General features: G+C 59.9%; 6 protein-coding genes. All 6 read right to left on the bottom strand.

The annotated features are described in order from the left end of the window. Nucleotides 1–23: 23 nt before the first annotated feature. Nucleotides 24–1,343: an MFS transporter gene (locus LOY55_RS24135; protein ID WP_046033257.1), complete on the bottom strand. Its 1,320-nt coding sequence runs from the start codon at nucleotides 1,341–1,343 to the stop codon at nucleotides 24–26. Nucleotides 1,344–1,624: 281 nt separating this feature from the next. Then, nucleotides 1,625–2,956 carry a sigma-54 dependent transcriptional regulator gene (locus LOY55_RS24130; RefSeq protein ID WP_109785052.1) on the bottom strand — a complete coding sequence of 444 codons (1,332 nt, stop codon included), beginning with the start codon at nucleotides 2,954–2,956 and terminating at the stop codon, nucleotides 1,625–1,627. Further along, complete coding sequence (locus tag LOY55_RS24125) at nucleotides 2,950–4,716, bottom strand: ATP-binding protein (RefSeq protein ID WP_258666998.1); 1,767 nt, start codon at nucleotides 4,714–4,716, stop codon at nucleotides 2,950–2,952. Before LOY55_RS24125 ends, LOY55_RS24130 begins: the two co-directional genes overlap by 7 nt. A 300-nt stretch (nucleotides 4,717–5,016) precedes the next feature. Next, the gene (locus tag LOY55_RS24120; protein WP_258666996.1) at nucleotides 5,017–7,815 is read right to left on the bottom strand and encodes an RHS repeat-associated core domain-containing protein; all 2,799 of its coding nucleotides are present in this window, start codon (nucleotides 7,813–7,815) and stop codon (nucleotides 5,017–5,019) included. After that, nucleotides 7,815–12,305, bottom strand: a complete 4,491-nt coding sequence (locus LOY55_RS24115; RefSeq protein WP_258666994.1) for a SpvB/TcaC N-terminal domain-containing protein — start codon at nucleotides 12,303–12,305, stop codon at nucleotides 7,815–7,817. The genes LOY55_RS24120 and LOY55_RS24115 overlap by 1 nt, the downstream gene beginning before the upstream one ends. Before the next feature lie 238 nt (nucleotides 12,306–12,543). Further along, entirely contained in the window at nucleotides 12,544–14,067 is a 1,524-nt protein-coding gene (locus LOY55_RS24110; RefSeq protein ID WP_019581511.1) for a fumarate hydratase, read from the bottom strand. Nucleotides 14,068–14,155: the final 88 nt, after the last annotated feature.

The following is a 14,155-nucleotide window of genomic DNA, read 5'->3' as shown; positions in this document are numbered from 1 at the left end:
CCTTTTGTTCAGCGCTGACGGTATCAGTCAGTCTCGATCCGCGAATGCTTGCGGGTGTCTTTCATGGTCACATACACCAGCAACGACACCGCGATGCACGCGGTGACATACCAGTAGTAACCGGTTTCCATGCCGATGCTCTTGAACCACAGTGCGATGTATTCAGCGGTGCCGCCGAAGATCGACACGGTCAGGGCATACGGCAAGCCTACGCCCAGCGCACGAATCTCGGTCGGGAACAGTTCGGCTTTGACCACGGCGTTGATCGAGGTGTAGCCGCTGACGATGATCAGCGCCGCCATGATCAGGAAGAACGCGCCCCACCAGGATTGAACGGTGTGCAGGGTGGTCAGGATCGGCACGGTGAACAGCGTGCCCAGAATGCCGAAGGCAATCAGGATCGGGCGACGACCGACTTTATCCGACAGCCCGCCGATGATCGGTTGCAGGCACATGAACAGGAACAATGTGGCGGCGGAAATCGTGGTGGAGTCGGAGATGCTCATGCCGACGGTGTTCACCAGGTATTTCTGCATGTACGTGGTGTAGGTGTAGAACGCCAGCGTACCGCCCATGGTCAGGCCGACCACGGTCATCAGTTCTTTCGGGTGACGAAGCAAGGTGCGCATGGCGCTTTCCTTGGACTTCTCTTTTTTGGTGAACGACTCGGTTTCTTCCATGCCGCGACGCAGGTAGAGCGCGACCACGGCACACAGCGCGCCGATGGCGAACGGGATGCGCCAGCCCCAGTCGTACAACTGCTCGGTGGTCAGCACTTGTTGCAACACGATCAGCACGGCCAAGGCTATGAGCTGGCCGGAGATCAGCGTCACGTACTGGAAGCTGGAGTAGAAGCCGCGACGCTCCTTGGTGGCCATCTCGCTGAGATAAGTCGCCGAAGTGCCGTACTCGCCACCGACCGACAAACCTTGCAGCAGGCGCGCGAACACCAGCAGGATCGGTGCGCCGATGCCGATGGTTTCATACCCAGGACTCAGGGCGATCAGCAGCGAGCCGAAGCACATCAGGTACACCGAGGCCATCAGCGCTTTTTTGCGCCCGACTTTGTCGGCATAGAGGCCCATCATCCAGCCACCAATCGGGCGCATCAGGAAGCCCACGGCGAAGATCGCGGCGGTGTTCAGCAGTTGGGCGGTGGTGTCGCCTTTGGGGAAAAAGGCCTTGGCGAAGTACAGGGAGAAGGCGGCGTAGACATACCAGTCGTACCACTCGACCATATTGCCGACCGAGCCGCTGAAAATCGATTTGATGCGACTGGCGGTGGTTCTTTCTTTAGCCGGCACGGCAGCCGACCCAAGGGGCAGGGTATTGGAGTTATCCATTGAAGGATCCTTCGTTTAATTGTTTTTGTGGAGCGCGTTGAAACGCAGCCTGCGAGGGCTATAGCAGGAGGTGTGCCAAGGTGCAGAGGGCCGGTTTAGAGGGGGGAGGCGGGTTTGTTGAGCGGAAATCCGCTTATTGGATCGAGGCGGCAAGCGGAATTCCGCCGAAGCTGATCGTTCCCACGCTCCGCGTGGGAATGCCTCAACGGACGCTCCGCGTTCGGCTTTATTTGGGACGCAGAGCGTCCCCGGCTGCATTCCCACGCGGAGCGTGGGAACGATCACTCGGCGAGGAACATCTCGCGCGTCAGTCCATGCCGCTGCATCTTTTCATTGAAGGTCCGGCGCGGCAGTTGAAGTTCTTCAAGCACCGCTTTCACATCGCCCTTGTGCCGGGTCAACGCCGAGCGCAGGCATTGCGCTTCAAACGCTTCCTGCTGCGCCGCCAGTGACTGGCCAGGGTCGATGCCCACCGGTTCCGGTTCGCCCAGCCCCAGCACTTGCCGTTCGGCAACGTTCGCCAGTTCGCGCACATTGCCCGGCCAGTCGTGGCTCAGCAGATGGCTCAACTGCGGGCCAGTCAACGGTGGGAACGTCCGCCCCAGACGCTCGGCGGCATTCTGCGCAAACGACTCGAACAACAACGGAATGTCTTCACGTCGTTCGCGCAACGGTGGCAGGCGCAACTCGGCAACGTTCAGTCGATAGGCCAGGTCCTCGCGAAAGCGCCCGGCCCGCGCTTCATCGAGCAGGTCTGGCTTGGTCGCGGCGATGATTCGCAAATCCACGCGAATGCTCTGGTTGGACCCCAGGCGCTCAAGCTTCTGCTCCTGCAGCACCCGCAGCAATTTCACTTGCTGGGCCAGCGGCATGCTTTCGATCTCATCGAGAAACAGCGTGCCGCCATCCGCGTATTCAAGCTTGCCGATGCGTTTACCCTGCGCCCCGGTGAACGCGCCGCTTTCGTGGCCGAACAACTCGGCCTCGAACAATTGCTCGGGAATCGCCGCGCAGTTGAGCGCCACAAACGGCTTGTCGGCCCGCGGTCCGAAGTCGTGCAGGCAGCGGGCAACCAGCTCTTTGCCACTGCCGGTTTCGCCGCGGATCAGCACATTGACCGGCAATGCCGCCAGGTCCAGCACCTGGCGGCGCAAGGTTTGCAAGCCACGGGACACACCGAGTAGCGTCGCGTCGAGTTTGGCGCGGTTGTCGGCCTGTTCGTGCAGGGCGCGGTTCTCCAGCACCAGCCGCCGCTTGTCCAGCGCGCGGCGCAAACTGCTCAGCAGGGTTTCCGGGCTGAAGGGTTTTTCAAGAAAGTCATACGCGCCATCGCGCATCGCCTCGACCGCCATCGGCACATCGCCGTGACCGGTCAGCAGAATCACCGGCAGGTCGGCATCGCGCCGTTGGACCTCGGCCAGCAGTTCCAGCCCGGTCATGCCGGGCATGCGCACATCGCTGAGGATCACGCCGGGAAAGTGAGTGGGCAGTTGCGCCAGGCATTCATCGGCGCGGCTGAACAATTGCACCTCAAAGCCCGACAGGCTCAGCCATTGTTCGACGGCACTGCGAATACTGCTTTCGTCGTCGACCACCATGACTGAATTCAGCATGGGCTGTGTGCCTCCAGATCAATGGGCAAGGACAGGGTGAACACCGCGCCGTTGGCGTGATTGTCGGCACTCAGGCGTCCGCCCGCTTCGTGAGCGATGGCAAACGATACCGCCAAGCCAAGGCCCAGGCCATCGCCCACCGGTTTGGTGGTGAAGAAGGGATCGAACACGTTGCCCAGATGTTCTTCGGCGATGCCGCCACCGTTGTCGCTGACGGTCAGGCGCCACAGTTGCTCGTCGGCTTCGAGGCGGATTTCCAGACGCTTGCAGGGTTTGTCGTGCATGGCGTCGAGGGCGTTGCGCAGCAGATTGATCAGCACCTGTTCCAGACGAATCGCATCGCCGCGCACCCACGCCGGACGCGTCAGGTGCAGCACCGTGCTGATTTGTTCATCACGCAGGCGTGCGTCGAGCAATTGCAGGGATTGGTCGACCACCGCGGCCAGGTCCAGGCGTTCGCGCAGGCCACTGGGGCTTTTGCGGGCGAAGGTTTTCAGGTGGCCGGTGAGGGCCGCCATGCGCGTGAGCATGTCGTCCACCGGTTTGAGTGCCTTGTAAGCGTCGTCGACCCGACCGTGATCGAGCAGCAGCCTCAGAGTAGCAAGCTGCATGCGCTGGGCGGTCAGCGGCTGGTTGATTTCATGGGCCAGCGCCGCCGACATCTGCCCCAGCGCCGCGAGTTTGGCCGACTGCACCAAACTGTCCTGCGCCGTGCGCAAATCGCGGGTACGTTCCTCGACCAATCGTTCAAGCTCTTCGCGGCTGCGCTGGCGCAGTCTGGCCAGGCGCCAACGCTGATTGAGGAACAGCAACAGAAACACCAGCGCCAGCCACAGCCCGGCGGCGGCGAGCGCGGCGTTGCGGCTGTCTTCGAACGCGACTTGCGGGCGGCGCAGCAAGTGCAGCGTCCAGCCTTCGGCGGTCAACGGCAGTGATTCCCACAGATACTTCGCCGCCCCGTCAGGCCCCGCCACTTGCCTCAGCTCACTGTTGTCATCGAAACGCTCCACCGATTGGAATTCGAGCGGCGTGAGCGGTTGTTTGTCGTACTGGCGGGTGACCTTGAGTTCGGCGTGATCGCTGTCGCTCAGGGGGTTCAACAAGCGATAGCGCCAGCCCGGCTGGTTGGCGATGAAGATGATCCCGCGTGCATCGCTGACCAGCAGCGTGTCGCTGCCCTGACGCCATTCGCGTTCCAGTTCTGGAAACTCGAGCTTGACCACCATCGCCCCGAGGAACTCGCCGTTGTCGTCGGTCACTGCGCTGGACAGGAAGTACCCCGGAATGCCGCTGGTCACGCCCACGGCGTAGAAGCGCCCGGTGCCTTGGGTGCGAGTCTCGCTGAAGTAAGGGCGAAAGCCGTAGTTGTGGCCGACATAGCTACTGGGTAAACGCCAGTTACTGGCCGCCACGGCGAGGCCGGTGCGGTCGAGCAGTTCGAGGGTCGAGGATTGCGCGGCGCCGTTGATTTTTTCCAGCTTGCGATTCAGCGCGTCCTGTTGCGCAGCCGATACCGGGCCATTGAGGGCGGCGCGCAGTTCCGGGTCCAGCGCCAGCACAGCGGGCAGGGCGCGGTAGCGATCGATCAGGGTGTGCAGGGAATTGGCGTAGAGCGCCAGTTGCTGATTGGCGCGGGAGGCGTCCTCGACCAGGGCCTGGCGTTCGGCGTGGAGCATGGCGAAGCCGGCTGCGAGCGCCGCGCCAGCGATGATCAGCAATGTGTACAACGACAAACGCAGGGTACGGGAAGTTGGCAGCATGCTGGTGCAAACAGGTCGGAAGTCGGGCAGGCACCATAGCATGGTGGGCCCGCCTTAAGAGAGAAGGGGCTCCAGAAGTTCTGGAGCCCGGTCCACGCGCCGGTGAATGTTGCCGGAATGTCAAGAGACCGTAGCGTTTCGGCGCTGGTCTTGAAGCGAGGTCTGTGCTTTCAACGTCACGCTCTGCAGCAATGTCGTGTGATGAGTGTTTCCACATCACCCTCGGCTTTCTTGCGCAGATAAGCCACTTGGCGAATCGGCAGGCCTCTGGTATCACCGACCGTCAGATTGGGTGTGCCCTTATGCATGTGCACTGCGCTGCGCTGCAGTACGCGCCTGCTTGAACAGGAACCGATTGTCTGTCGTCCCTCTCTCCTTGATTTGCGCCAGACCTGCTTTGTTGCGACGGATCAAGTCCTGCGTCGTCGCATGTTGGTGTTGCAAGTCACTCAGGAGAATCGGTTGAAGGAGGCTTTTCGGGGTCATGTAATTGACATTGGGTAGCCAGTTGGCGGGGTAAATGGCATCAACGCCGATGCCCTGGAAGGCGGCCATCGCATTGGCATATCGCTCGTTTTCCACGGACTCCCACTCGTTCAGCATCGCTTCGATTTTGCCGATCTTGACCGGGTCGAGCCCGTTCTTGATGTCCTCAGCTTCGGTGGCCCGCTGGAACGAACTGATCGTGCCGGGAATGACCGATATCCATGAGGCCATCACCCTATTCATCAAAAAGCCAGGATTTAGAATCGAGTTGAGTGCCGGATGAATCACCTCATTTTTGATGGCTTTCCAGTTGAGGCTTATTTCTTTGGCGGCGGCAGGGAAGCCCAACTGCCGATCAATCGCAGCAATGGACATCGTTGAGGTTTGCGGGATGAGCGCGCCCGAGACCAGCCCCAAGCCATTTGTGTACGGGGCTTCCATCTCACCGGCTAAATCTCCTCCAATATTGCCGCCGATCAATGCATTGGGATCGGTCATCTGGATAGCGTGGGAGGCTTGCGGAAGAACGAGTCCGGCTTGTCCAGTACCCAAAACACCCCCTTCGTAGCCGATTGAGCCTTTGAATCCTGCAAGCACCAGACTTTTCGCCAGATTTCTTGTGATGTTCTTTTTATGAATGATGTTGTCGAGTTGCTGGAGCGTCTCGTTGGCATGACCTGCGAGAGCGGAAATGAATCTTGAATAGTTGTAAATCACATTTTCCGCTTTGGTTCCGCCGTCAGGGTCGACATAGCGCAGCGGATTGTTTCCGACAAATTGATACAGGCTCAACCCGTCCGCAGCCCCCGCCGGATCCGCACTCACCCAGCGCTGTAACCAGGGTGCGTAGTAACGAGCGCCATAGTAGTAAAGCCCGCATTCATCCATTTCCTTGCCCGAATAACGGATGGTTTTGTAACCGACTTCCAGTAAGGAAGCGGCCTTGAGCCAGGCGGTGCCACCGAATGGATAGTAGCCTTCGTGGCTGATCAGTCTGGCGTCCTGGTCAAGTTCCATGACGCAGGAACCCGACTGATCGTCGAGGGTGTAGCGCAGTTGATCCTGATCGATCCCGTCGGGTTTTTTGCTCACCCAATGCAGACAACGGACATTGCCTCGGCCACCGGGCAAGGTAATGACGTGCAGCGTTTCACCGTCGTCCCGGGTGCGGATTTCCAGCCCCGGCAAGTAGATCACTTGACGAAAATGAGTGATGTTCGAGGCTTGCCATTCATGGCGTTTGAGCAGCCGTGCACCCTGACTGTAGCGATACGTTTCCTCATCGTTGGCGCTGTTGTCACGTTCAACCAGCGTCGCTGATGCCGGTTGATCGCGGCTGTTCCAGTGCAAGGACCTGCCCGGGGACGAGACTTGCTGGTTGCCGTGGCGGTCGAACAACGTGTCGAAATCCGGGGCAGGGTCCGCTTCTTTCCAACGAACACCTCGATTGCTGGTCGGGTCAATGAACATCTCGTGGCTATACCCGCCCACCGCACGTTCATGGATCAATTTGATCAGGCTACCGCCGGCGTTGTACTCGTATCGCTGTGTGTAGTTGAGGTGGTTATTGGGATCACTGGGCGAAGGGCGGCCGGGCAGGTCTGCACTTGGGAGCGCGTCATGGCCTGTGGCGCTGCTCAGTTGGTAGAGCGAGTTGTAGGTGAATTCGCGGCGGCCGTCGATCTGCTGATTGGCGAAGTACATCGGTTTGAAGGTGAGGTCGTCGATGCGCAGGGTGTTACCGACCCGGTCGTAAAGGTACGCGAAGTGCTGAAGCGTGGCCTGCCCCGGTACACCGGCGGTAAAGGCCGTGAGACGACCATCGGCCTCGTCGTAGACCCAGGTGCTGAGCACTTTGTTGCCGGCCTGTTGCTCAATGATCTGCCCTTCGGCGTTGTACCTGGCCTCTTCAAGCACAGCCTGCCAGGTGCCTGTGGGTTCTAGCCGTAATTGAACCTGTCGCAGTTGCCCGGCGATGTCGTAGTGCATCCGTTGCTGATGTTCACCGGCATCGGTCTGGGTCAGCAATGCGCCGTGCGGGTTGTAAGTCCGGCTGCTGGTGAAAGTGCCGGCATCGGTGATGGTCCGGCTGTCGCGCAGCGGCTGGCCCTTGAGGTTGAAGCTGTTGAGTTCGAGTACGCCTGAGAGGTCGGTTTGCCGGATCATCTGCCCACGAAGGTTATGGCTCGGGTCCGCCAGTGCCGTCGCGTAGGCATAAGCGTCAACGATGCCTTGACCGCTTTCTTCAAGGGTGAGCATGCGCAACTGGTTGTCGTAAGTGTTGCGCCAATGATTGCCGCGTCCATCCCAGCGCAGGAGGATTTCACCGGCCAGGCCCACCAGGCGGGTGCGTCCTCCGGCATCGACGCTGGCGACGTTTACCGGTTGCCCGCCCAGGTCGTAAATAGTCGCCAGGTTGGGCTTGGCAGCATTGAGCAGTCGCGCGTCCCGTTGCTCCATCAGCCGCCCGAGGTTGTCGAAACATTGCCGGGTGATGAGGGTTTGCACGGTCCCGCCCGGCACATTGCGCAAGTAGATCATCTGGCGCACGGCCAGGCCCCGAGCATCAATGGCCGTCACCGACGGGGTTTTCCAGTCGACCGTGGTGGTCATCACTTGCCTGCCTTGGAGCCTTTCGAGTCCGGTGCGACATAGGTGTCATTGAAATCCAGCTTGGTGGTGTACCAAGGGTGGATGATTTCCAGCGCGACATCGGCTTTGGCGTTGATGATCTTGATCAGGCGACCGAGGACGTCGTAATAGCTTTTGTCGTGATGGCCGAAATCCCTGAAAGAATGGTCATGAATGTAGCCATAAGCATTGGCGAAATACGGTCGGTAGGTGCGTACCGCCAACCCTTTGTTGTTGTATTCCACGCGTTCGCTGATACGCCAGCGACGCTCGGCGTGCGCCACTTTCGGCTGACCGTTTTCAATCACCAGTTCGCCGTTTTCCACCACATAAGCCTCACCAGGCTCGACGCGTTGCTGGGTTTGCAGGGCTTGTCCGAAACCATCGACGATGGCCAGGTTGATGTGGATTTGCTGTTCTTGCGGGTCGTAGTAATCACGATCGGCGGTCAGCACCACGGTGTGCACCGGTACGCGAACGATGGTCTGCAGCAGGTCCCACAATGCCTGCTCTGATAGCGTGCGGGACGTGCGTCTGGCCAGGCGCAGCCGGGCATTGGCGCGTATGTGAAGGTCGGGCAGTACGTAGCCTTGCGTCATCCAGTCGGTGAGCCAGTCGGGTGTCTGCCTCACGGAATCCGGGAGCTTGCCCATCCAGCTGAACAGATCCTTGCGTAACGTGCTGGCGGCATTTTGCAGCGCTTCCTTGGGAAGTTCGATTGCAGTCGCGGGGCTGGAATCTGCGGGACGGGTGTAGTCGGCAATGGGCAGGAAGCCGGCGGGCACCGCGTTTTCCGTTCCGTAATACGTGAGGGTGTGCGGACCGGATGGGTCGTAAATCGCTTCTTCAACGTTTTCGTTGGCATCAATGAGGCGCAGCGGCTGCAGTGAGTGATAGTCGTACTCGACGCGCGTGGTGCAGCCATCCGGCAACTCGACGTTGAGCGTTGCGAAACCGTAATCGTCGTAGGTCGCTTTGGTCACACCATGGCTCGGAGTGTCGTTGTATTGAATCACCCTGTAGAAGAGATCGAGGTCTGTATACCGGGCAAAATTGTATTGGCTCGACCAGAGATTTTTCAGTTTGTCTTCTTCCTCATCGGCCTCTTTGTCCGTTCCAAGAATCAGTGGCATGGCCAAATAACCGATCTTCGTCAGCTCGGCCCGAATGTCGATGGGAGGGCTCACGTCGCCGTAGACATCCAGCGCCGTCTTGTTCAATTGCGCCATTTCCAGCGGGCCTGCCAAGGCCTCGAACTCGGCGGTGCCGTCCGGCATCACCGTTTGGTCCCGGGTGCTGAGGTAGCGTTGCACTGTTTGCGCGGTCAGCTCCCGCCCGGTCGCCCATTCAGTTGAGGCGTAGTGCTCGATAAATGATTCATAGCCAATGGCTTCGGGGGTCAGTCCCGCAGGTGCAGCGCCCTTGGGCAAGACCAGCGCATTGCCGCGTTGCTGATAGGGCAGGCCGAGTCTCCAACCTTGCAGGTCGACCAGGTGAATAAACCTGGCGCGGGTTTCGGCCAGGTAGTAGGACTGTTGAGCCGGGTCATGGGCGTCGCTCCACCATTTGCGTTCATCGACATCGGTAAAGGGTGGCTCATCAAGCTCAGTCAGGCGCCGGGCATAACTGACCGTGATGCTGTGAGTCGTCAGCCCGAACGCATCCCGACCCAGGTTCAGGACATGTCGGCACAGCGGGTCATCGACGAAGCGCTCATAGTGGTAGCTGATGGTTTCCAGCGACGACACCATCAACACCGCGTCAGGCTGGTGCTTACCGCGCTCACGTACTTCGCGCACGATGTAGCGGGACTGTTCAACCAGGAACGGGGTGTCCGGGTCATTCGCCGCGTAGGTTTCCGTTCGCAGCATATTGCCCGCGAGCGCACGGGCGATTTCGTGGGCGGTGGCTTCATCGGCAGGGCTGATGAGTTCTTCGCACTCGTCGTCCGGGTGATAACGACAAAACAGCGTTTCGCCCAACGGGTGTGCCTCATCATCACGATTGAAGTAACCCTCGCCAGGCATGTCGATCTGTTGACCAGTATGAAACCAGGTGCAGACCAATGCCGCAGCGGTAAAGCTTTCGTCTTCATCCGGACCGGATTCGGTATCGGTCTGGTGCAGCAGCCCGAAGCCACGGAATTCCCGATCCTGGCCGTCGTAGTAAGCCTGGAAATAACGAAAAAACTGGTTCAGGCGATTGCCGGTAATTTCATCGAGCTGGCTCTGCTGGCTCACCACCTGGATAGGGAAGGGCAGATGGCATGTGAAGTGGGTACTGGTTTTTTCGTCCAGCCATTCTTGCGCCGAACTGCGATAAGCCACCTCTGTGCTGCACCCCATGTTGTTATTGCTGGCGATCATCAGGTACGGCTTGGTGCTGACGAAGTCATAGCGCCAGTGCTCAGGTTTCATATGTGTAACGGTCAGGATCAGGCTGGCGCAGCCCAGGCCTTGCAGGTCGGCGAACGTCACCTGACACAGGTTGTCGTAACGCACACCTTCGGGCCAGGAAACCCGAGTAGGTGTCAGTGCAAAACCATTGCCGCCCAGGTTGAGATAAATATCGAACCCGTCGGAATTCAGATAGATCAGTGCAGGGGCACCCGAACCGTTCAAGTCGGCGATGCGCACACGTGCTGCGTCGAAGGTGGCGTAATCGAACATCGGGCCTTCGATGACAAATCCCGTGCCGAATATTCCGTTCCCAAGGTTCGGCCAGCATTTGATTTCGTCGTGGCGAATGCGGCACAACGAGGGGGTGTCGCTGCCCAGCAGGTTACCCAGAAACACCAGTTCGCTGCGTGAGCTACTGATCAAAGGCAGACGGTCATCATCCGGTGTGTGTGCGACGTCCTCGCCCTTGGCAAACCCTTCTTCGCGCCGATTGGCGTACAGACGCACGGCGTTGGGGCCGATCAGTGTGAGCGAGCTGAGGCCATCGCCCTGCAAGTCGCCCAACTGCGACAGGACCTTGAAAAACTCCACCGGGAACGCCTTGAACGGAATGAATCCTGACCAGCTCCGATCCGCGTTCAAGGTATGGAAACCCTGAGCGCCGGGTTGGGCAATGATCCAGTCCGGACGACCGTCTCCGGTCAGGTCCATCAGCGCTTGATGCGTTTGCTTGCTGCGGTCGGCGACCGGGATTTCGTTGAGCGCTGTCCACGGGCCATAGGTGATGCGATCACCGCCAGTGCGGTCACGCAACGGTTCGCGGTAGTACCAGCATTGGTCGTAGCGACACAGGAAACCCGGCAAACCCTCACCGAACAGGTCGACGCATTGATAGTGCTGGCCGTCCTCGATGCCCGGCATGTTGTCGAACGGGAAAAACGCCGCCGGCTGAGTATTGAGTTCAGCACCCGAATACTCGAACTCTATCGGCGGCATGCTTTCCACGGCACCGCTGGCGTCGTACGCCTGATAATGCGCCGCGGTGATTTGGCTGAAGGACCAGGGTTCAGTGTTGCCCGAGTACTCCAGCAACACACGGCGGACCAGTGCCGGTTTGTTACCCAGTTCCGCAAAGTTGTGAAACATCAGCACTTGCCGGCAGAGGCGGCGAGTGCCGACTTCAAAGCCCTGGCCATACGAGGAAAAGGGGTCATGGCGGATCACCCATGGCTTGAGCGTCGGGCCGTCATAAACAGGTTTTTCTGTCAGTTCCAGCGTGCGCTCGCCGTAGTCGAACACCACGTGAAAGAGCCACGACGGTGTCGGTGTCTGGGCCAGCTCCCAGCCGTACAAATCCGCACACGCGGGGAAGTTGCCATAGAACACTTGATGCAAATACCGCTGCGCCCGGTAATCACGTGGGTCAGGAAGCTCGGTTGGTTCCTCTGACCGGTACACGTAGCGGATATGCTCGCCGTGGGCGTTCATGCTTTCCTGCAACAGCCACGCCGATACCCGCAGTGGCGTTTGCACGGCGGCAATGCGCGCACTGTGGTCTTTGCCGAAAAGGTGCAGGCTGCCGTCCGGCGCATGCACCAGCCAGAAGCCTTCGGGTGTGGCATCGGAGCACCAGAACTCGATGAGCTCGAACGTCTGTTCCACCCGTGGCCGATACCGCACCACCGTATGTTCGCCAATGAGCTGGCCACGGTATTCGCTTTCGACTCTGGACTGGAGGTTGCCCTCGTCATCGCGCTCGGGCATCAGTTTTTCGCCGGCGGTGTTGAGGAACACGTCATCGTCGAGATACCGGGGCACGCCCTTGTTGGTTTGGCGGGTGATAGCCGCAGAGTCCAAATGCCAGCCGACACCGAATGCGCCGTTCCCGGACTGGCTGCTGTAGCTCAGCGCGAGCACGGGGTCCCAGCCGCGGCCGGGCGAAACGGGCATGGGTAATACAAAAGAGGCGGCCCCGGTCGGCCCCACCTTGCCCCAGCTTTTGCCGATGGTGGCGATCGAAGCACTCTTTGCAATCGAGGGTTCAGTGATACTCAGGGACGCTTGATCTTGCATGGGGCTGATCCTGTTTTGGCGTGGCGCTCGCCCGTGGCGACGCAGTCGCTGGATAGATCAGACGCTAACAAGATGGGCGCGCTGCGTAACCTGTCAGATCTGACAGGTAGAGAGGGTTTTTCCAGATCGAATTGCTGTAAGAAATACGGTTTTAATGCCATTGGCATTATTTGCAGGCAAAAAAACGGCCGGGTCGCCTTTTCAGGCAACCCGGCCGCTGTTTGGCCAGATGAAGCGCTTACTGCACTTCTACCGCCAGACTTTCACTGATCTTCTTCTGCCAGATCGCAGGACCGGTGATGTGAACCGACTCGCCCTTGCTGTCGACTGCAACAGTCACTGGCATGTCTTTCACGTCGAACTCGTAGATGGCTTCCATCCCCAGTTCGGCGAACGCCACGACGCGGGATTTCTTGATGGCTTGCGCCACCAGGTAAGCCGCGCCGCCGACTGCCATCAGGTAAACAGCCTTGTGGTCCTTGATCGCTTCGATCGCGGTAGGGCCGCGCTCGGATTTGCCGATCATGCCCAACAGGCCGGTTTGCTCGAGGATCTGACGGGTGAACTTGTCCATCCGCGTTGCGGTGGTCGGACCGGCAGGGCCAACCACTTCTTCGCGCACCGGATCAACCGGGCCGACGTAATAGATGAAGCGACCCTTGAGGTCCACCGGCAAGGTTTCACCCTTGTTCAGCATCTCGACCATGCGCTTGTGCGCCGCGTCGCGACCGGTGAGCATCTTGCCGTTGAGCAGGACGGTCTCGCCCGGCTTCCAGCTCTGCACTTCTTCCGGGGTCAGGGTGTCGAGGTTGACGCGACGGGCCGACGGGCCGGCTTCCCAGACGATTTCCGGGTAGGCGTCCAGCGGTGGCGCTTCCAGCGAGGCCGGGCCGGAACCGTCGAGCACGAAGTGGGCGTGACGGGTGGCGGCGCAGTTCGGGATCATGCACACCGGCAACGAAGCGGCGTGGGTCGGGTAATCCATGATCTTCACATCGAGCACGGTGGTCAGGCCACCCAGGCCTTGGGCGCCGATGCCCAGTTGGTTGACCTTCTCGAACAGCTCCAGGCGCATTTCTTCAATGCGGTTCTGCGGGCCGCGAGCCTTGAGCTCGTGGATGTCGATGGACTCCATCAACACTTCCTTGGCCATGACCGCAGCTTTCTCGGCGGTGCCGCCGATGCCGATGCCGAGCATGCCCGGTGGGCACCAGCCGGCGCCCATGGTCGGAACGGTCTTCAGCACCCAGTCGACGATCGAGTCGGACGGGTTGAGCATGGCCATTTTCGACTTGTTCTCGGAACCGCCGCCCTTGGCCGCCACGTCCACTTCCACGGTGTTGCCCGGGACGATGGAGTAGTGGATCACGGCCGGGGTGTTGTCCTTGGTGTTTTTACGAGCGCCCGCCGGGTCGGCGAGGATCGAGGCACGCAGGACGTTTTCCGGCAGGTTGTAAGCCCGGCGCACGCCTTCGTTGATCATGTCGTCCAGGCCCATGGTGGCGCCATCCCAACGCACGTCCATGCCCACGCGGACAAACACGGTGACGATGCCGGTGTCCTGGCAGATCGGGCGGTGGCCGGTGGCACACATGCGCGAGTTGATCAGGATTTGCGCGATCGAATCGCGGGCCGCTGGCGATTCTTCGCGCAGGTAGGCCTCGTGCATCGCCTGGATGAAGTCAACGGGGTGGTAGTAAGAAATGAATTGCAGGGCGTCAGCAACGCTCTGAATCAGGTCGTCTTGCTTGATCACGGTCATGAGTCGCGCTCCTCTAAAAGACGGGAACATTCAATAAGGTGCTTGCAGCTTGGGTGCATCGGTCGGTTGCAAGCACCTTTCAAGGCAC

This window comes from Pseudomonas sp. B21-040 (assembly GCF_024748695.1).
GTDB lineage: Bacteria > Pseudomonadota > Gammaproteobacteria > Pseudomonadales > Pseudomonadaceae > Aquipseudomonas.
The sequence above is the reverse complement of the archived record's forward strand: the minus strand, read 5'-3'. Positions and strand labels throughout refer to the sequence as shown.